At 36.3% G+C, this 19,703-nt stretch carries 28 protein-coding genes; 1 reads left to right on the top strand and 27 read right to left on the bottom strand.

Translation table 11 applies throughout. From position 1 onward, the window contains the following. Positions 1–48: 48 nt before the first annotated feature. From BKP56_RS07345 to BKP56_RS07305, 9 genes are all read right to left on the bottom strand, one after another. Entirely contained in the window at positions 49–432 is a 384-nt protein-coding gene (locus BKP56_RS07345) for a hypothetical protein (protein WP_072694460.1), read from the bottom strand. A gap of 9 nt (positions 433–441) precedes the next feature. Further along, positions 442–948 carry a hypothetical protein gene (locus BKP56_RS07340; protein ID WP_072694459.1) on the bottom strand — a complete coding sequence of 169 codons (507 nt, stop codon included), beginning with the start codon at positions 946–948 and terminating at the stop codon, positions 442–444. A gap of 157 nt (positions 949–1,105) precedes the next feature. Further along, complete coding sequence (locus BKP56_RS07335) at positions 1,106–1,423, bottom strand: helix-turn-helix domain-containing protein (RefSeq protein WP_072696067.1); 318 nt, start codon at positions 1,421–1,423, stop codon at positions 1,106–1,108. A 31-nt stretch (positions 1,424–1,454) separates the two neighbouring features. Then, positions 1,455–1,682, bottom strand: a complete 228-nt coding sequence (locus tag BKP56_RS07330; protein ID WP_072694458.1) for a hypothetical protein — start codon at positions 1,680–1,682, stop codon at positions 1,455–1,457. A gap of 143 nt (positions 1,683–1,825) precedes the next feature. Next, entirely contained in the window at positions 1,826–2,893 is a 1,068-nt protein-coding gene (locus BKP56_RS07325; RefSeq protein WP_072694457.1) for an N-acetylmuramoyl-L-alanine amidase, read from the bottom strand. Continuing rightward, complete coding sequence (locus BKP56_RS07320; protein WP_232226858.1) at positions 2,893–3,186, bottom strand: phage holin; 294 nt, start codon at positions 3,184–3,186, stop codon at positions 2,893–2,895. The genes BKP56_RS07325 and BKP56_RS07320 overlap by 1 nt, the downstream gene beginning before the upstream one ends. Positions 3,187–3,214: 28 nt before the next feature. Continuing rightward, positions 3,215–3,898 carry an AP2 domain-containing protein gene (locus tag BKP56_RS07315; RefSeq protein WP_138473249.1) on the bottom strand — a complete coding sequence of 228 codons (684 nt, stop codon included), beginning with the start codon at positions 3,896–3,898 and terminating at the stop codon, positions 3,215–3,217. Between the two features lie 100 nt (positions 3,899–3,998). Continuing rightward, positions 3,999–4,313, bottom strand: coding sequence for a hypothetical protein (locus tag BKP56_RS07310; RefSeq protein ID WP_072694455.1), 315 nt, complete (start codon positions 4,311–4,313; stop codon positions 3,999–4,001). Next, on the bottom strand, positions 4,310–4,720 hold the full coding sequence (locus BKP56_RS07305) for a hypothetical protein (protein ID WP_072694454.1): 411 nt from the start codon (positions 4,718–4,720) through the stop codon (positions 4,310–4,312). Before BKP56_RS07305 ends, BKP56_RS07310 begins: the two co-directional genes overlap by 4 nt. A gap of 119 nt (positions 4,721–4,839) precedes the next feature. On the opposite strand from BKP56_RS07305, the gene BKP56_RS07300 reads away from it, so the two are divergent. After that, a complete protein-coding gene (locus tag BKP56_RS07300; RefSeq protein WP_072694453.1) occupies positions 4,840–5,067 on the top strand; it encodes a hypothetical protein in 228 nt (75 codons plus the stop codon). Positions 5,068–5,092: 25 nt separating this feature from the next. Here BKP56_RS07300 and BKP56_RS14130 read toward each other — a convergent pair whose 3' ends face one another. The 18 genes from BKP56_RS14130 to BKP56_RS07215 all read right to left on the bottom strand — a co-directional run bounded on the left by BKP56_RS14130 (position 5,093) and on the right by BKP56_RS07215 (position 19,697). Next, entirely contained in the window at positions 5,093–5,224 is a 132-nt protein-coding gene (locus tag BKP56_RS14130; RefSeq protein ID WP_257786575.1) for a hypothetical protein, read from the bottom strand. Between the two features lie 33 nt (positions 5,225–5,257). Then, a complete protein-coding gene (locus tag BKP56_RS07295) occupies positions 5,258–5,509 on the bottom strand; it encodes a hypothetical protein (RefSeq protein WP_072694452.1) in 252 nt (83 codons plus the stop codon). Further along, positions 5,509–5,811, bottom strand: coding sequence for a hypothetical protein (locus BKP56_RS07290; protein WP_072694451.1), 303 nt, complete (start codon positions 5,809–5,811; stop codon positions 5,509–5,511). The genes BKP56_RS07295 and BKP56_RS07290 overlap by 1 nt, the downstream gene beginning before the upstream one ends. Then, positions 5,808–9,116, bottom strand: coding sequence for a phage tail protein (locus tag BKP56_RS07285; protein WP_072694450.1), 3,309 nt, complete (start codon positions 9,114–9,116; stop codon positions 5,808–5,810). Before BKP56_RS07285 ends, BKP56_RS07290 begins: the two co-directional genes overlap by 4 nt. A gap of 15 nt (positions 9,117–9,131) precedes the next feature. Continuing rightward, entirely contained in the window at positions 9,132–9,986 is an 855-nt protein-coding gene (locus tag BKP56_RS07280; protein ID WP_232226857.1) for a phage tail domain-containing protein, read from the bottom strand. Between the two features lie 5 nt (positions 9,987–9,991). Beyond that, entirely contained in the window at positions 9,992–13,987 is a 3,996-nt protein-coding gene (locus tag BKP56_RS07275) for a tape measure protein (RefSeq protein ID WP_072694449.1), read from the bottom strand. Between the two features lie 11 nt (positions 13,988–13,998). Beyond that, on the bottom strand, positions 13,999–14,262 hold the full coding sequence (locus BKP56_RS07270; protein ID WP_083540508.1) for a hypothetical protein: 264 nt from the start codon (positions 14,260–14,262) through the stop codon (positions 13,999–14,001). 50 nt (positions 14,263–14,312) lie between these two features. Next, a complete protein-coding gene (locus tag BKP56_RS07265) occupies positions 14,313–14,786 on the bottom strand; it encodes a tail assembly chaperone (RefSeq protein ID WP_072694447.1) in 474 nt (157 codons plus the stop codon). A gap of 63 nt (positions 14,787–14,849) precedes the next feature. Next, on the bottom strand, positions 14,850–15,419 hold the full coding sequence (locus BKP56_RS07260) for a phage major tail protein, TP901-1 family (RefSeq protein ID WP_072694446.1): 570 nt from the start codon (positions 15,417–15,419) through the stop codon (positions 14,850–14,852). An 18-nt stretch (positions 15,420–15,437) separates the two neighbouring features. Further along, positions 15,438–15,770, bottom strand: a complete 333-nt coding sequence (locus tag BKP56_RS07255; protein WP_072694445.1) for a hypothetical protein — start codon at positions 15,768–15,770, stop codon at positions 15,438–15,440. Positions 15,771–15,810: 40 nt separating this feature from the next. Continuing rightward, entirely contained in the window at positions 15,811–16,152 is a 342-nt protein-coding gene (locus BKP56_RS07250; protein ID WP_072694444.1) for an HK97-gp10 family putative phage morphogenesis protein, read from the bottom strand. Beyond that, positions 16,149–16,430: a hypothetical protein gene (locus BKP56_RS07245; RefSeq protein ID WP_072694443.1), complete on the bottom strand. Its 282-nt coding sequence runs from the start codon at positions 16,428–16,430 to the stop codon at positions 16,149–16,151. The genes BKP56_RS07250 and BKP56_RS07245 overlap by 4 nt, the downstream gene beginning before the upstream one ends. Before the next feature lie 4 nt (positions 16,431–16,434). Then, positions 16,435–16,788, bottom strand: a complete 354-nt coding sequence (locus tag BKP56_RS07240; protein WP_072694442.1) for a phage head-tail connector protein — start codon at positions 16,786–16,788, stop codon at positions 16,435–16,437. 27 nt (positions 16,789–16,815) lie between these two features. Further along, complete coding sequence (locus tag BKP56_RS07235; protein WP_072694441.1) at positions 16,816–17,883, bottom strand: major capsid protein; 1,068 nt, start codon at positions 17,881–17,883, stop codon at positions 16,816–16,818. An 18-nt stretch (positions 17,884–17,901) separates the two neighbouring features. Continuing rightward, complete coding sequence (locus BKP56_RS07230; RefSeq protein ID WP_072694440.1) at positions 17,902–18,264, bottom strand: hypothetical protein; 363 nt, start codon at positions 18,262–18,264, stop codon at positions 17,902–17,904. A gap of 18 nt (positions 18,265–18,282) precedes the next feature. Further along, on the bottom strand, positions 18,283–18,972 hold the full coding sequence (locus BKP56_RS07225) for a capsid assembly scaffolding protein Gp46 family protein (protein ID WP_072694439.1): 690 nt from the start codon (positions 18,970–18,972) through the stop codon (positions 18,283–18,285). Positions 18,973–19,210: 238 nt separating this feature from the next. Further along, on the bottom strand, positions 19,211–19,417 hold the full coding sequence (locus BKP56_RS07220) for a hypothetical protein (RefSeq protein WP_072694438.1): 207 nt from the start codon (positions 19,415–19,417) through the stop codon (positions 19,211–19,213). Between the two features lie 64 nt (positions 19,418–19,481). After that, positions 19,482–19,697 carry a hypothetical protein gene (locus BKP56_RS07215; protein WP_072694437.1) on the bottom strand — a complete coding sequence of 72 codons (216 nt, stop codon included), beginning with the start codon at positions 19,695–19,697 and terminating at the stop codon, positions 19,482–19,484. Between the last annotated feature and the right edge of the window lie 6 nt (positions 19,698–19,703).

Raw genomic sequence — 19,703 nt, 5'->3', positions numbered from 1 at the left:
CTACTTTTAGTTTTTTAAACTTACGGTAGGCATTTTCTTGTTTTTTTGTTAGCGTATCAATGATTCATCCACCTCTACTTTTTTAATTATGATTTTTTCAGGTTCTTTTTCTTTATAATAACTTTCAGAAGAATAAGGCGAACAACTACGAATAGACCCATCTGAATCTTTTAACGCTGCCACCATTTCCGAAACTTCTATGTGCAACTGCTTTTCTTCTCCGTTTTTATACTTCTTAATCAATTTGAAATCCCAACTATTAGGGAAACGGAAACTATAATAGTATCCTTTGCCGCCTTCCTCATTTATTAATGATTTAGGATGCCAAAACATCCAACCTTTATAATTGGATTTGTTTGGCATCTTAATCAACATCGCTTTATCTGTTTCATATTCAATATTCTGTTTATTAAAAAATAACATATCCCACATTTTCCCCACCTACCCCAATATATATTTATCTCCTGGTAATTTTATCCCTGATTTTTCTATTTCTTTTTTATAAACAGTATTATTTTTTACGATAATTTCATTTTCATATTTGTGTTCGTAGAATCCGCCACCAAACTCATATCCAGGTCTTTTGTGATCCGCTATTCTTACTTCTTCACCTTTATCATTTACAACGTATAATGATCTGCTTGCATTTGATTTTTCCACTTGGTAATTATTGATTTTTAATTCATTTATTAGCAAAGTATTTTCCGATACAGAATCAAATGATAATTCGCAATCAAACCCAATTGAATGACTGTTCAAGCTTGATTTATCTCTATTACTTATAAGTTCATGCGCTTTTTCCAACTCTTGATTTACTTCTTTCATATCCTCGTCTGTATAATCCATCCAATTAAATTCTTTTTCAAATTCCTCGTTTAAATCTGAGTGTAATAAATATCTTTCGTGTGAACTTTCTAAGTCGTATACTTCGTTTTTGAATTTTATCATTTTTATCTTCTCCTTTTCGTTGTTCCTCATCTCTATATTTAATATTATAGTGCATGTACTATAAAAATGCAAGTATTTTATCTAAAAAATATAAATAATTTAATCTGTTTTATAAAAATACCCTGCCATTAATTTAGCAGGGCGGGTAACAATTTAATCAGAATACATCAGTAATAAATAAAGAATAATCAATCAGCAACTTTACATAAACAGGCGCTTCTCTGCTACCGTTATCCCAATTCTCGACTGTCCGAACAGGTATACCATATAATCGGCTAAACGCTGCACGTGACAATTCTTTACGTTCTCTGGTCTCTTTTAATTCAGATGTAGCTAACTTGTAAATTTCTGGCAAATAATCAGCAGGATCATATTTTTCCATCCATTCTTGCCATCCTCTTTCTCCGATGTATAACTCAAGACTCTCATAATCGAGAGCCTCACTATATAAGTTTCTGAATAGTTCGAATTTCATTAAAACAACCAACTTTCTTTTTTTGATAATTTTAAAAGCAATTGCGAATATCAATTTCATCTAGTGATTTTAAATAATTTTCTTTGCTACCAAATTTATCAACAGTTTCTTTTTCTATTCTTTTTGTACGCTCTATTTGTTTTTGCTTGTATTCTAATTTTTCTTTTATATCTTCTTGTAATACCTCGAAATTATCTTCTGATAAGAGTTCTTCAATTTGTCTTTTCTCGTTTTCTAAAACTTCAATTCTGTTTTCCATTTTCATCTTCTCCTTTTTATGTATGTCCCTCATCTATATTTACATTATACACCCAATGAGTGGTTATGTAAAGTGTTTTATCTAAATAATTTAATTTATTTTTACGCAAATAAAAAAAGCCCCCGATTAAGAGGGCTTAAACATTATACTAATTGATTTACTCTTGCTCTTACTTTTTGATAAGTCGTATTATCAACGCCTAATGATTTTTGTCTTTGTACATTTCCGTTACCATGCTTGCCAGCAATAACCTCTCTTGCCATTTGATCAATAGATTTAGTGGGCTTGCCACCAGATAGTAATTGATTTACTTTAGCTTGTACCTTATCTGCGCTATATCCTGCTTTATTTAAGCGTTTTTCCCTGTCACTTCCGTTTCCCCATTTGCCATCAATAACCTCTTGAGCAATTGAATTTAGGGATTTAAGCGTAGGTTTAGCAGCTGATTTAACACCATAATGAGCATTTACTTTAGCGCTGACTTTATCGTATTCAGCTTGACTAATACCTAATGATTTTCTGCGAGTAGTATGACCATTTCCGTGTTTACCAGCAATGACTTCTTGAGCCATTTGATCGATTGTTTTCTTTTTAGGTTTAGCGGCTGGTTTAGTCGTTTCTACCGGCTTCGGTTTAGTGTCGTCACCTTTTACTTTCAGACCAAAGTATGCAGCGATTCCGTCAGCGATTGCCACGCCAGCATCTCGCAGTTTGTTGTCATCTCTTAAGGCTTTAATGTCGATATTAGAATCCATATAACCGCCTTCGGTTAGAATAGCCGGCATATTAGATTCTCGTACCATGTGGAAGTTTGCTTGTTTGATACCACGGTCTTTTAAGCCATATGCCTTGTGCAGTCGAGGTTGTACTTCTTTGGCTAGCTTCGTGCTTCCTGGTTGCTCTCCTAGATAAGTGTACGTCTCTGTGCCTGTATGCTGCCCCCATTTACCTGTTAGGGCGTTATGGTGGATAGAGACTAACACATCCGATTTTGCTGCATTCGCTTTGTTCGTACGTTCATTTAGAGGTATATCCCTTTTGCCTGTCGGATCATCCATGCGAACAACTTTTATACCTTCGTATTGTTTCAATCTAGCTATAGCTGCTAACACAACTTTATTATTAAAAGACCATTCGTGTTCTCCATCTGGCGTTCTTTTTCCCGGCGTGCCTAATCCATGTCCAGCGCCAATTGCTACTACTTTTGTCATTATTTATCATCCTTTCTAGGTTTTGTATAAGTCAACGCTTGTACACTGTCTCCAATACCTGCAGTAGTCGGGTCTTGAATTGCATTGTAAACAGAAACAATTACAATCATTAAAACGTACGGATTGCTAATTGCATCTATAATTAAATCCAACAAAATAGCCCAAGACGTTAAGTCTTGAGCCGTTAAACCTGCATATCCTAAAATTGGTACGAAAATACTAATAGCAATTTGTGCGATAAATTGCGGGTTGCGAAGTCTTACGCGCCAATTAATTTTTGTCAAAAGTAACACTCCTTTTTCTGTAATAAAAAAGCGCCCTTTAAAAGGCGCTTTCTACGTTATGATATTTTTCTTCCGCTTCTTTCCTAGCTTTTGTTGCCTCTTCAAAATCGTCATACGTTCCTAAGAAATGCTTTTCTCCATCAGCTTTTATTTCTGCCCACCATTTGTTGTCTTTTTTAGACCAACTAACGCCAATAACTCCTGTTTTGTTATTGCTGTACACGCCTCTGTTCCAAGATTGTTCTAAGTGCGTTGCCCATCTGCAATTATCCGGTGAGTAGTTTTTGTCATTGTCTATTCTCTCAATAGAATGATTTTCTGTAGGTTTCTTGCCCATGTCTTCTAGAAATTTTCCGAAATCATTTAACCATTCTTCACAAATTTTAATACCTCTTAAACCATAATTCGGATAACTTGTGTGGTTTTTGTTATAACATCTAGCTTTCATGCCTGTCCAAGAAAAATACTCTGGACATTCCTTTTGTTTCTCTTTGTACCATCGTTTCATGCCGTCTTTTTTCTTTTTGTGATTTTCGGAAGTCCACTCCGATAGATACTTTTTTCGGCATACTTTGCAATCGTTTCTAAAACCGCTCTTATTATCTTTCCTTTTGTGAAAGTGCTGGTCGTTTAACGGCTTTTCTAGTCCGCATTTTGTGCATGTTTTAGTTTTGATATTGATTACCTCCCTAGTGTAATCCCCATTTAATTTTATAGGCAAGGGAGTGGGTACTCCCCTTTCGGTGATCAACCTATCCTACCTTTATATTATAACACAAATGCTGTTGTTTTTTAGACTTTCCATTTAATTTTCATTTTGATTATCTCCTTTTCAATTTTTCAAGCAGTCTTTCAATTTCGTGTTTCGATTCCTCCAACTCCCACAAAACGTTGTCTAATTGCTTTTGTAGGAAATCTCTTTCTTTTTCCGTTTTCTTTCTCATGTATTTTTCGTCATCTAAGTCACTTTTCAACAGCTTAACAATTGAATCTAGTCGATTAATTTCTTTGTACGCTCGATCTAGTAGATCAATATCATGTTTCTCTTTATTCGTTACTCTGGTAAATACAACCGATACGAGCGTGCCTATGACTGTACTTCCTGCGGCTAACTGTACAAGCTCTGATAATGTCATTCACGGTAGTCCCCTTTAAAGGAGACAATTAAACATGACGCCCACGCTAAAAAGTTAAATAAATAACTAGGATGGGGATAGCCAGAACCAAAAGAGAATGTAACAGCTAGTACGAATAAAGCAAACCAAACGCCACTTAGCGACCATATACCTATTTTTCTTGCTAATGTGTTGTCTGTTAAGATTCCAATCAATTTGATTAATCCGCTTAACAATAGAGCAAAGCCGATTACTTTAACTGGTAAAGATTGAAAATAAGGCTCTGTATTCGCTATTAAATAGTCATTGACTCTTATTGTAAATTCGCCATAAGCTATACTAACTATAGCAACCAGCAACCCTAAAGGATGATAGAGTCTTTTTAACTTTGCTATCTTTATATCTTTCCTTAAATTTTTATCCGTCATTTCCACACTCCTTTCTGGGTAATTAAAAAGAGCAGCCTATTGGCTACTCCTTACTTGTGAAAATTAAACACTTGTTCCTGAAAACGTTTGATATACTCCTATTAGAGGAGGTGATACTTATGTCTAAACTAGATCCAAAACCAACTGCTCAAAACCCTTTGAAAGGTTGGAAAGATTTGAACAGTTTGTTACAGAGCAATTTCAAAGTAGCCGATAAGAATAACGCTCCAAAAGCAACTGTTGACATTTCTAAATATGAAATGTCTAAAGAAGAGATAATTTCTGTTGCTCAAAGTCAAGGATACAAAGTTACGGATTTAGGAAACGATTATTTGAAATTCGAGTAATCATCAAAGAGTCGCTAGTTTACCGCTAGCGACTTTCCTTTTTTGAAACAACTTCGCTTTCAATAGACTTGACATGTTGCTCTAAAGTTTTGATTGTCTCCATTAAAAAATTCACTTTTGCTTGTAACGCTTCTACTTTTAATTCTAATTCTTTCATCTTCATTCTCCTCTCAAATTAAAAGAGACAAGCTTATTCGCTTGTCCCTTCCGCTTGATTCGCTGCTAGTCTATCCTCTGTCTCCCATACCAGATTCTGAAATTCTCGTTGGTCATTTCGTATTTGAGTTTTATTTGCTTCATATAAATCAACATTTCGGATGGTAGGTCTGACTGCATTGCCATTACCTTCTACGGATACTAAGCAAGCAAAGGTCACTGCTACCTCTTCTCCAATTTTAGATTCTGCTTGTAGATTTACGTTTTCTTGTATATTTGCCAACATTATTTATCCTCTCCTTTTAGTATTGGTTGTAGCACTGATAATTGTCTTATAGATAATTCTAAATTCTCTAAGTCACTCTCTTCAAATGTCTCAAACGATACATCTTGTTCTTCATTGATTATCTCTGTACGTTCTTCTTCGTTGTCTACGTCCTTTAGAGCTTCAGACACCACCTTTAATTTATTCTCTAGTTCGACCTTCAACTTAAATAACTTAAATTTCAACTTACCTTTTATTGGCTGATCTAGTATTTCCATCAATACACCATTAATATTAGCTATTTCATAGTTTTTCATTCTCATTCTAATTCTCCTTTTAATTGTTTGAGTTCTGCTTCTAAAGCTTCGATTCTTTCTTCATTTGATTCAGCTTTTAAATAGGCTTTACTTGCTAAATTAACAACATTTTCATGCGCAAGTGTTAACTCTTGTAAACCATGCGTATTATGCATGATTTGATCTGAAGAATTAATCATCCATTTATCAGTTTCTTTATCGTATATACCTAAAGCACCTGCTTCTTGAGCAAGTAATCCAAAGTGTACGCCTTCAGGTTTATCTTTTTCTGTATATTCAAAAGTGACAAAGTTTAGTGATTTTATCATTTCTAAACTGGATTCTTTATAATCGTTAATATTCGTTTTAAATCTTGCATCAGATTGATTGGTAACCATATTACCATTCATATTTAAGTCTCTGAAGAGTACAGCGCTCCCTGAAGATGGTAGCCTTAATATTTCATAAAGCGTATCTCCGTCTATACTTAAATCTCCAATTTTCGTTCCCCATTTTCCACCCATCATAAGCCAGTTATCAGATGTGTTTCTAATTCTTGATCCAGATTTAGAACCTTGAGAATTTCTCAGAACTAATTCTGATATATCTTCTATTCTGCCTTGTTGCATGTTAACCTTATAAAAGAAATCTATGGACGGGAATCCAGTGACAGCCATAATTCTTCTGTAGTACCCTTGGTCAAGTGATCCGAACTCTACACCATTCCATGAAGCGAGTTGTATTCGTGCTAATGAAGGTTCGTATTGCAAGGTTCCTCCGACTGGATTGCTATCAGAAGAAAGTCTAAAACCACCATCACCTACATAAGTTCTAACGCTTCCGTTTTGTAGGTATAACCCACTAGCATCTAAAGCATAAGATGACCTAACCGAACCATCACTATTATTGATGATTGCACCAACACCGATAGGGTCAAAGTAGGACGTTAGCGTACCGCCATCCGTTAGTGAAGCACTCGTTCTAATATCCCCTTCTATTACTGTACTACCTATCATGCGCACAGAGGTCATACCATCTCCGCCTACTTCAATATCAAAGTCATTCGTGATTTTGGACCCGTTGATGTTAATACCTGTAATATTCCCGGATACGATTTCATCTGCGTTGATGTTGATAATATTGGCTACATTAGCATCAATTGTACCCGCAGTTATTTTATCTGCTGATAACCCTTCGATTATGGCACTTGTAATAAAGGCGCCTTCGGTGGCATCAATCACAACTTTATTTGCGCTTATCATAAATCTGTCGTTTGCATCAAATAAAATATTGCGTGAGTCAATTAAGAGTTGGCTGTATACATCTCCCTCAGAAACTTTAGCAAATATTTTGTCGTCAAGGATTGAAAATTGAGATTGTACATAGGTTGTATCTGCTATCTTTTCCCACTCATTCCAACTTGTGAACCTTCCTCGGCGCTCAAATGTGCCATCTGCTGATTTAAATATTTGGATAACATAACCACCACTACTGTCAGACCAAGGAATATTGGTAGTAAGCTGACCATAAGTTTGAGACCCAGGAGCACCTATTACATTTCTATATTTAAATTCTTCAACGACTTGCTTAGGATAGTTATCAAAATACCATTCAGGTGTTTGATTATCATTTCTAGTGTCCTTAATTGTTTTATCAGCCAATATTTCTGCTTCTGAAATGGTTCTAGCTTGTTCAGAAGTTACTCTTAAATCAATTAATCCAGATAGTTGAGTATACTTAGTTTCCAATCCATTCACAGGATCGCTCACAGTATCTTGTAAACCATTGATCGTTTGTTCAGTCAAACTTAATTGACCAGTAGAAGGATCAAACGCTGTATTTCTAAAGCCATCAATAAATTGTTCAGCTAATGTTAAACGTCCAGTAGGTCCGATTACGCTAGTTTCAAAATTCTCAATGGCATTATAGGCATTATAAGCATTCGATTCAGCTTGTTCGCTCAATGTTTTAACGTTGCCAAATGCTGTATCTAAATCCGTAAATCCACTGTTAGCGATCGTTTGTTGGAGTTGGTCGTATGAGTAGTCAGCTGTTGTTTTAACTTCTTCTAGGGCGGCTTGTTGTTCGGCGATTAATTCAGCATTTCTTTTGCTAACTCTGGTATCTGTTATAGGCTCCCATTCTGCTCCATTCCACACGTTCATAACTTTATCTTCGCCAATGATTTGATACCATGTATCTTTAAAACGAACTTCATAACCTAAAGTTAATGGATCGTCTTCTCCAAAATAATTGGTAGTCTTTCCATCAGCACTAACAACAGCATAATTAGCTCTTTCCAAAGCTAAATTAGCATTATCCAAAGCTTGATTAATTGTGTTTCTTAAGCCTGCAGAACCTATATTTTTCTGAGCTATCCCTAAAGAATTACATGTAATATCATGGTCAATGAGTTGTCCGTTAACATCATAATGACTTTCGTAATTAACGATACGGATTTTTTGCTCAAACCCTAAATCTTCATTCATAGCCATAATATAATCGCCTGTTCTAGGCTGTTCATATTCATATCCAGCTTTTGTTAAATCTTCCATTGTCAGTTGTACAGAAATAGAATAACTATTCTCAACATCAGATTGAAGTCGTTCTTCTAAGTTAGCTTTAACACTAAAACGTTCGTCAACCAAAGGTTCATCTTCTAATTCTCCATATAAATCAGCCAACGGACTACGATATACCGCTTCTAATCTACCTTGAGATTGGTCTTCGTCATTATTCCATGCACCAAATCCACGTTTATAAGTTACAAAGTCCTTTAAATTCTTTTCTAAACGCAATTCTTGCATGTTAAAGCCCTTTTTAACGATTGTAGATAGATCGGTTCCAACTTCTCTTAAAATGCGCACAACTCGATTGTTTACAACAAATTCAACCCCTGTACTTTTTATAAAATCATTAAATAAAGCGAGTCGATTGGTCATGCCGAATTCTTCTTTTTCAAAAGCTGGGATTGTAACTTCTAAATTATATTGATATCCACTTCCATTAAATATAAAATCCAGATAACGGACAGCCGTATTTGATCCGTTGAGAGTAGAATATACATTTTTCTTACTGAATTCATAAAAGAACTCATGAACTGCATCAAACTCTAATTGGGTTTCATTACCGCTATCTACTGGAACCGCAAAAGTTATCACGTAAAACTCATTATCAATTTCAAGTCTCCATCCACGATCAACACCATGAATAACCTCGTCATTTGTATAAACAGTACCAGATATTGATTTTTCGCCATTCACTCCGTGTCTGATAGAGTATTCCGTAACAGCACCGTGTCGATCACCCAAAATATCAATAAAATCTATCAAATCTTACCACCTCCTTTATTTGTAAAATTCAACAAAGTTTAAAATTTGAATTGTTCCTTGAAAATTCGTTGTGACAGGTATTTCTTTATCTAATCGTGGTTCTAATACAAAGTGTTCTCTATTTGTATAATTATTGACATTTGTACCATTTTTTGTTGTCTCAATTCCTTTTAATAAAAAGATATCTCCAGACTGAATATCTGTTTGACTAGAATAGCTGAAAGTTTTGCTCCCAATCATTAAAGTGAAAGTACCTGATTGCTGAGTATCCGCTACTAGTTTAATTGTCCAAGGATATTCCAATTGACTATTTTTCGCCGTGCCATCATAGCTAATTGAATCGCTATTAATTGATAATGTCTTTGGAATTGTTTCTCCAAAAGGCATTTCAGCAGTAATAAAGTAAAACGTAAATTTGAAAAACAATCCTTTGTCTGATTTGCCATTAAATTGAAAATTTAAATCTCCATCAGGTTGAACCTTGTATCGATATTTAAAGGGTTCATGTTCTATTTCTAAAAGGTTTAAATCATTCGTTGTTTCTCCAGGTATTTGATATTGATATAATTCGTCATTGATAGGAATCATTTTTGTAATGTAATACGGATCCAAATCAATTAGTAGAGCATTTAATTCATCTACTCTATTTTCATAATCCAAAAGGCTACTGGCATAAAAACTACCAGCAACCTTAATTGTTTTACTCACAAATTGAGCTCCTGCGTTAATAACACCGCTTCTATTTTTCACCGTACGTCTGTCGACCATCATGCTTGGGGAACTTGCTTCGATATCTTGGACAAGCAAATTATACTCAGATAATTTTATTTGTCCTGTATCTTTTTCAATTAATAAATCAATATTGATCACCTTCTTTAATTGAAGTATTCTTCTTTCATTTCTTCTCGTGCATTTTTACGTTTAATAGTCGTGTGAATCTTATCTCCATCAAAGTCATTATTGACTTCGAAAATAGCGTCTCTAGGTTCAGAGTTTCTAACTTCATCAGATAGATTTTCTAACCGACTAGTTACACCAGAACTTTCTATACTTGCACCCGTAGTAAGCGCTGCATTCATTTCATAATCTTGAGAAGTTACCGCTGAAGCCATTTGATAAGCTACTGACTTGATATTACTTATCCAACCTTGTAGACCAACCGCAAAACCTTCACCAGTAAACGAACCTAACTCTTTTGTCACTCTTGAAGGGGAATGAATATTCATAGCACTACGGATCGTTGAAGATACACTATATGCGATACTTCTAGCAGTTGCCATTATGCTTCCTCTAGTAGAAGCTAATCCAACTTTAAATCCTGCGCCCGCATTGTACCCGGCTGATTGAGCAGCGCCACGAGCGTTTCGCATGATAGATATCATAGAATTCATAGAAGAACGAGTCGTGTTGACCATTTGATTCAATTGAGATCTTGTTGTTGTATTCATACTTCTGAAACCTGAACTATTTTCAAATTTCATCTTATTCATTCCAGCAGTAAAAAGTGTAGACATTTCTTTACTGGCAGAACGAGTTATATTTTTCATCTGATTATAAACATTTTTCGTTATATCAGACATGCCTTTCATAGATGTTTCTACAGTATTTCGCATTGCTTTGTATGATTGTTCAGCTTGCTTGTTTGCGTCGCTAGTACCTTGATTAATAGCTGTTTTTTGTGCAGACATTTCTGTTTGTACAGAACTGGTCATTCCACTTAACGCACTAGTTGATTGAGATTCCATGGATTGATATTCACTGGATCCCGTTTTACTTGCTCCAGCTAAATTACTTGTCACGCTAGACAATTGGCTGCCTGTTTCGGATCCTACATTACTTGTCATATCTCCTAAGGTACCTGATACATTGCTAGACATAGCGGTATAATTGTCTAATCCAAGTTTCGAGATTTGGCTAGTATCGTTATTGACTTTGTTTAATTGATTACCCATTTCAGCGGACACATTACTACTCATTCCACTTAAAGATCCGCCAACATTCGTTGCAAGACTGCTGTAGTTTTGGCTACCAAATATATTGGCGTTTGAGCTTGCTGTAGTTAATGCGTTCGTCGCGTTATTTGCGTTTGTTGATACATTCGTTGCCATAGTAGAAGTTGCAGTCGTAGCACTGGTTGATAAGCTTTCAAATTGACCTTTAGTTGTTTCGGTTGATTCTCCACCTTTTCCAGTAACCCAATCAAACATTGATCCGAATCCTGACTTAATACCTTCCCAAGCTCCAGAAAGCACATTAGGTATAGCTTCCATAATTCCGGACCCTATGGCTTTGATGATATCCCATCCAGCTGCAAGTAGATTTGGCAACATTTGAATAATTCCAGCTATAAACTGACCAATCATGCCAATAGCTGACTCTATAATCATTGGTAAACTTTGTGCAATTCCTCCAATTAATTGAACAACTAAATCTATTCCGGCTGTTATAATTTGTGGCAATATTTGCACGATTCCATTGATCAATGTCATTACAATTTGCATACCAGCTGATATCAGCGTTGGTAAATTCTGGATAATTCCATTAAAAATGGTCATAACTAATTGAATAGCCATTTGTAAAATCATTGGTAAATTCTGAACTACAAATCCAACTAATGATTGTACAATCGCTACGGCTCCATTAAGCAATAAAGGAATATTGTCCATAATGCCTTGTACTAACGTCATTAAAGCGCTTATACCAATTGAAATGATTTGTGGTAACAATTGAGTTAGCCCATCAATCAAACTCATGATAATTTGAATACCGGTTTGTATAATATTTGGTAAATTTGATACGACTGAATTCACGAAATTAGTTAAAATTGTTTGGACAGAATCTACAATCATAGGAATATTTTGAATAATCCCTTGTACTACCGATAGAAGTAAATCCATGCCGATCATAACCAATTGTGGCAATGCTGATAATATCGAGTTTGCTAAAGTCGCTATGATTGTTAGAGCCGAGTTAATCAACGAACCAGCGTTTGCACCAATCCCACCAACTAAAGCACCTATAATTGAGATAGCGCTTTGAATGATAGTTGGTATGTTCGCTGTAATTGCTGTTGCTAATTGTTGGATTAATTGTGTCCCAGACTGAATCAATTGAGGAATTTGAGAAACGATTCCACTCACAAAGTCGGTAATAATTTGTGGACCTTTTTGTGTAACTGTATTTAGCATTTCAGTAATCTCATCACCGAACGCATTATTGACAATTCCTAAACCAGCAACGACTAATCCTAATATAGCAGCAGGTCCAATTGCAGATAAGGCTAACCCAGCGATTGAAGTAATGGATTTCGCCATCATCCCTGCTGCACTAACGCCAACTCCAGCAGATGACATCATTGCTCCACCAAATCCACCAACCAAGCCACTTAAACCACTAAATACAGAGCCAATTCCAGCAAATGCCCCGCCAACTACTCCAGCAGCTCCAATTGCTAAACTTCCTATTCCACCTAGGGCGACGCCTAGTGTTCCTATCATTCCAATCGCTTGAGGAATTAAAGGTAAAGCTAACAATTGAATAGCATTTACACTAGATAGATCGGCTAAAGTACTAATAATTCCAGGGACTACTGATTGAACAGCTCCTCCGAGTCGATCAATAGCAGCTTTGCCATTGTCTAGCATTTCAGCCATTTTAGGTAAGCCATTATTTTCTAAAGCTTCATCAATACTATCCATAATGCTAGCCATATTTCTAACTACAGCATTGCGTAAATTGGATAATGAAGTCCTGATACCTTCTGTTGCTGTTTTTGCTTGATCCGCAAACCCTTCAGTTTCTCCATTTAATTCAATTAATTTATCTTGGAAATCAGAAAAGGTAATTTCTCCACTTTGTAAAGCTTCATAAAAATCTTGAGTTGCACTATTCCCTGCAAACCCGAATGCTTCCGCTGTTTGGTTTAATGCGCCTGGCATTGTTTCTTGTAACGTCCGCCAAGACATCATATCCACTTTTCCAGTTGATAACATCTGTATATATTGCTGCATACCACGACTTGCATCAGCTGTAGTTGCACCTGAAGCTAAGAAAGCATTATTAAGCGCAAGAGCTGCATCTGTAGAGCCGCTTAAATCCCCCGTTACACTCGTTAAACGTTGAACATTCCCCGTGATATCATCAAGCGTTGTAGGTAGTCCCTCAATGCCTTCTTTAAGTTTATTAGTAGAATTTTGAGCTTCTTCTGAACTATAGCCCCACAACTCCATAATCCTTGGGAATTGATTCAATGTATCGAATCGGCTAATTGCACCATCTAGAGAACTAGTAATTGCGCTGATTCCTTTTTGCGCTAATGCAACAAGAGAAAACGCACTGGCTAACGCTGTTATACTTGACCTTAATCCACTGGATTGCCGATTTAAAGTTGAAAAGTTTTTACTAATCCCATTTAATCCGCTCGAAGCTTGTTTCGAGATATTTCTAAATCCATTACCAAGGTTTTGAGTCATTTGGTTAGCTACATATGTAGCTCGAGTCATAATCGGATCTAATGCTTTACCGACCGATTGAGAAGATCGGCTAGCAATAGAAGTCAATTGATTAAATCCGTTTCGGAATGGATCAGGTATTTTTTCGCCAATACGTGCAATCGTTCGTTGAATCGCCCCACCAGCTGTATTTAAGACATTCGCCATACTAGTAGTTGCTTGTTTCATTTGATTAGGCATTAATCTATTGATAACAGACATTGACGCCTGTACAGCTTTTGCCATAGCGTTTCCACCTTGTTGTGCTGCTTTTTGAGCGGCGTTAAAGGCGTTTCTAGTAACATCCTGAACCTCTTGCATAGCTCTTGTGTAATCAGACATATCAGCGCCGATTGTCGCACGAATAGAACCTGTATTCACTTTTTCTCACCTCACTCTTCAGAATTTTCGCTTTCTTTAGATTTAAATCTATTTTTAAAATAACCATTAACTTGTTGTACTTTTTGAGCTAATTTATTTTTTGTTCCATCTATATTTTTACGTTTAAATTGATCCAAGACATTTTGTTCTTCTTTTTTCTTGTTAAACAACTTGTTCACTTGAATTTTCTTGGCGTTCATCGTATATCTTAAATTGATTGCCATTTCAGCAAGCTTTTCTCTTTCATCTACTTGTTTAAGCATTAATCCTTTCAAAAGTGCCTCTAATTCCCAGTGGTAACAAGACATGATTAAATCAATATCTGTTAGCCCTTGTCTTGAGCACTGTGTGATGAGATCCGCTTCTCTAATCGTTCGGTCATTGCTTTGATTGCTCGAACTTGATCTTGAGATTCCTCTGTTTTCTTCTCTTTTAATAGATCGAGAGAGAATTTCATGTCTTGAATTTGCTTTTGGATTTTTGGCAAGAAAAAACCGCTGTTTAACATTTCATTTTCAATTTCTTTAAAGGTTTCTTCAAATCCGTGTTCCTCTGTATAATCAGAAACCGCATCAATTAAATCATTCTCAGTTAATTTATCTTTGCTAGCTAATTCAATCAAATTATGAATCGCGCTTTCTTTACGATCCATCATGTTATTAAAAAGATTTGCTGCTCCATCTTCTTGATTAACACCATTTTTATCTTTTGAACCCAACTTTTTGTTTGCTAAAAACAATAAACGATAATTAAATTTAATCTCTACATCTTTTCCTTTTACCTTGATTGTAATTGCCATTATTTATATTCTCCTCTTTGTATAAAATAAAATAGGGAGCCAAAGCCCCCTATCAATCATTAATTAAGGTGCTTCTGGGGCTGTTTCGATAGCATCGTAGTTACCAGTTGTTTCTCCTGGGTTTTGGTAATCGTACATGTTTTCAATTACCGCTACATCTTCATCCGTTAACGGGAATCTTCCATCTTGCAAACGTCCTACAATTTGAAGCGTGTAGGAAACTTCCACTAAGTCTTCTCCGTCTGAATATTCAATTTCTTCAGGTAATCCATACCCAAATTTTGCAGGATATGTTTTTTCTTCACCTTCCCCTTCAGCTGAATTTTCATCTACTACTACACGCCATACTTTTACGGACAACCCTTGCACTTTAGCTTGTTCAATAACTTGTGAAGCAGGATCAGAAGGTACAAAGTATTGTGTCAAATCAACTGATTGTTCATCTGTGGACTTTTGAATAATTCGACCTTGTTTAGTCTGTTCATCAATGTTATCTCCACCTAAAGTGGTTCCACCTTCTGTTTGGAAAGCAGGTAAAATCGCATCACTTCCTAATTCTGCTGTTACCGCTTGGATAAAATACCAAACTCGAAAGCCTTTTACTGGCGCTGCTGTTGTTTTGATTATTGCCATGTTTTATCTCTCCTTTTTTTAATAAATTAGTTCAGAAATACGAATAGGAATGTGATAAGTTTCTCTACCGATCGTGTTATCGATTAAGAGTTCGCTCGTCACATTCCTACGTCTTCCGATTAGTTTTTTTGCTTTATTTCTGATTTCTTCTGCTTCTACTTTACCTATATCGATTGATAGAAAAATATCTATTTGAAAAAGAGAATCATCTATTGCTCTACCAATTTTCGCGCTTGGCTGATCATCCGTAGATAACCCACCAAACACTATAAACGGTTCTAAAACCGATGAATCTGGTAGTTTTTGTTCAATCGGTATATTCAATTCGGCTAATCGATTCTGTAAATCCATTAGATATAAAACAGTTGGTGAGTAAATAAAATCACTCCCTTTATTTCATAATCTTGCTCAATCTCCTCATTAGTGTCCAGTATTCTTCTTGCAGAGCTGGATACATAAATGGTTGTGCTGCCATATATCTAGTTCCTAGTTCTTGGTAGATTGAATATTCAGCAGGAGAAACAACTTCATAAATCCAAGCGCTCACCATATCCGAATAGATATTCATAGACATCCAACCAGTATCCCAAGGTGCAAGCATTTTTGCTTTGCGTTCTACTCTTAACGAAGATAAAGCTAGTTCTCTTTGGACAGCTTTTTGAGTGTTTTCGCTTGTTTTACGCACTTGTCGATAAAATCGATTCATACCTTTCATTCTGTACTTAACTTTCATCCAATCACCACCACAGTGGCGTTTTCGTAAGGTATAATACCAGTTACAGAACGTATAGTATTTTTATACTTAACTTCATCTAAACCTTCGTATACCCCTTGCAAATGCAATTTAAAAGCCGAAAGATTATACTTACCAAAAAACCCCATTTGTTGTTCGTGTGTCAGCTTTCCGCGAGCACACGGAACAACAATGGGTACTTTTACTCTTTTAATTGATCCAAGAGCGTCTTTTTCTTCTTGATATTCATAGATTGTGACTCGATCGTTATAATTCATCTAATCACCACATTCTAATTACGCCACTGCGAGATTTATCAACTGGTTTTGTATCATTGAAGCTAACTAAAATATCCTCATACTCATTCAGATAACTTTCCCAATCAAAAGAAAGTCCTTCCTCGCTATGCTTTTTAGTTCCTTCCGCATTCAGTCTGTTAAACCTTTTGATTGATACATCACGGACAATCCATTCTAAGCCATCTGGCAATGCTGGTAATTTTTGATTTCTATATAAGTTGATTCGACTAAGAATACGTTGCTCACTTTCGTTAATGATCAAATCAATTAAGCTGTCCTGCAAATTGTCCGTAATGTTTTTTAGTAATTTAATTTCAGTTCTCATTTCCTCGCTCATAGATCATCTTCCCTTCTATGTTTGAGATTATTCTCCAGTTCCTGGATCAACTGGCTCTTCAGCTGCTAAGTCCGTTTGAAGCAAGTAAACCATGTTGGCACCTTCGAATGATGGTAAATTAATCATTGATACTCTCGTTTCAACGTTTACTGGATTTACTTTTTGTTCAGTTACTACAGCAACGCCTGTTTCCACAACTGCTACAGAAACACCCGGTGTATTACCATTCTGTAAATCAGATTCTGCCGGAGTTGTACCAAAAACAGTATTACCGACTGGTTGATTTGGAACGAATGTCACACGTCCATCTGGGAAGTATTTACGAACTTCGCCCGCATCATCAATGAATGTGTCATCAACCAAAGTAGCGTACAAGCCATATTCATCACGTAAATACTCAATTACTTGATTACGAGTTGGCTGGTTCGCTTTTACCCCAGTGATACGTTTAGCAGTTGATGCTGACTTGCGTAAATACCCATAAGTTTTGGAGTTCATAACCATTCCAGCAGGAGAAATCCCTTGTTCTGCCATTGCTTCGATTGCTGTATCAATATCTGCAATCGGATCTGCCTCTGTTGCAGACCAATCGGTTGCTGCTTGTCCTTGATTTTCTTCAGGCACGCCATAATCAAACTCACGGCGTACACCGTTTGAATTGATTTGGAGTTTACCCGTAGCCAATACCTGCATTCTCATTGCATGTGTACGAGCTTTAGCAGCAGAAATCAATGTCGCTTCATCATCATAAATGTTATCTACTACTGCATCTAATAACTCTTGATTATTTGTTTGTGCAATCATATTTAATTGTTGACGGTCTTCTTCTTTCACAAGCATTCCTTCATCAAAATAAGGCATGTTTTCAGAACTCAATTTGATAGACATACGATCACGTAAAGAAGCTTGAGTATCAAACGCAGAAGCTTTTAATACAACTGCACGCTTATTCGCTCCTTTTATAAAGTCTAATCGCAAACCTAATTGTTTACGCGCTGGAAATAATTGATCTCCAATGTTGGTTGAATCTGGTTTTGTAGCTTCATAATATCCTGATAAATTAGCCGCTGTGACTAAATCATAAATTTTTGGCATAGTTTATTTTCCCCTTTCTTATCCTTGTACGAATGTGATTTGATTTAATTTACTACGGACATTTGCTGAAATAGTCGCTTCGACTTTATCTGCCCATACGGTAGCGTGATAAACACATGACCCCGGTGCATCTCCGTCTGTTACATCAACGTCATATAGAAGAATACCGTCAATATCTCCTGAAGCTCCTGTTGTAGCTACTACATTTTGTTCACGATCCGTAAATACAGAAGCAGAAGCTCCTTTAATTAAAGTTCCCGCTGGCATGACTTTCTTTCCGTCTACTGCTGTAACATTTTCTGAATCAATCGTGACTGGCACAGCTTTATAAATGCCGTCATATAAAACATTTTTAGATGTTCCAAATTCTGTTGTATTCATCATTAATTCCTCCTATTTTTAGTTTCCGAATATCGGACCATTTTGTTTTTGTTTTCTCTTACCTACTCGTTCGCCATAGTTCTGAGTTGCAGTTCCATTTCCTCCACCAGCTCCGGGAGCTGATTGCTTCAATGATTCTTTAACTTCTGCAGCTACAGCTTCTTTAAATGCTTTCTCATATGCTCCGACAGCTTTTAACGCTTGTTCAGAGTCTCCAGATTGAGCGAATAAAGTAGCAAAACTGAACTCGTCATCACCTTCGCCAGCTAATACTGGCAATCCTTTTCGGATCATATCTTTTTCGATCTGCGTTTCGAGTTTCTGGCGTTTAAAATCAGCTTTTTCTTTCTCAAATTGAGTTTTTTGGTCTTCCCACTCTCTTTGTTTTCGATCGTCGTCACTCAGAGAAGAATAATCTTTCTCTTTCTTTAATGCTGCTTGAATGCGCTCATTGACCTGTTCTTCAGTTAGCAATCCTTTTGTAGCGTTCTTGATTGCTTTGTGATTGGCTTTGTTGATAGCGGCATCTAGTTCAGCTTGCGTCTTTGGAAGATCTACTTCACTTCCTCCATCTCCGCCGTTTTCCGATCCTTTGTCATCACCATCAGGGTTTGCATTGTCGTCTCCTCCATCTGGATCGGCAAAGAATTGCAGCTTCATTTTTAGTAAGTTGGTACTGTCTAAGTTTGATAAGATTTTTTCTTTCATTTTCTTTTCTCCCTCCACGCTAGTCTTTAACCTCAAATAAGGTAAATACGATTCGTTATACCCATGAAATTGGCTCGTCAGCCGCTTCTAGTGTACTCGGAATGTATTTACCTTACTCTTTATTAAAGCCACGCTAGTAAGTAGTATTTACGCATCTTTTATATCGTCATAAGCGTTATTGGACGATAAAAATAGCCGCTTACTCAGTGAGTAGCGACTTAATAAGGTTATTACTGTTTTAGTTATTGTCCAATATGATTTTCTTTCCCATTTCTAGTAGTCCTAACATTTTAGGCACATCCCCATCTGTAGTTGAATAGGAAGTGTAGACAAGCCCATCTTTAACGCTAACAACGACCAGTTCATCACTATCTTTTAATTCTTCTAAGCATTCCTTTACGGTATACCCACGTTCTTTCTTTTGCTTAGCTTCTGCAAACTCCACATTCACACCACCTTCACAAATGTACTCCGACTAGTCAGCCACTAGTTGGCAGATAATTGGACCACTATCCTTTCTGGGCTTCTGTCCGACCTTTCGAATGGTTGGGGGAATTCTTATCTGGTGGTTGGTCATAGGTTGCTTTCAAATATCTACGTGGATTCTTTTCAACTCCATTTAAAAACCAATTATGAATACCTAATCCAGTCGGTAAATGTTCAATCAGAAACATCAACAGCTCTGCATATCTAGTAAATTCAATAGTTACTACAATATTTCCCACTTGACC

The sequence above is a fragment of the Marinilactibacillus sp. 15R genome (genome assembly GCF_001895285.1).
Classification (GTDB): domain Bacteria; phylum Bacillota; class Bacilli; order Lactobacillales; family Carnobacteriaceae_A; genus Marinilactibacillus; species Marinilactibacillus piezotolerans.
The sequence above is the reverse complement of the archived record's forward strand: the minus strand, read 5'-3'. Positions and strand labels throughout refer to the sequence as shown.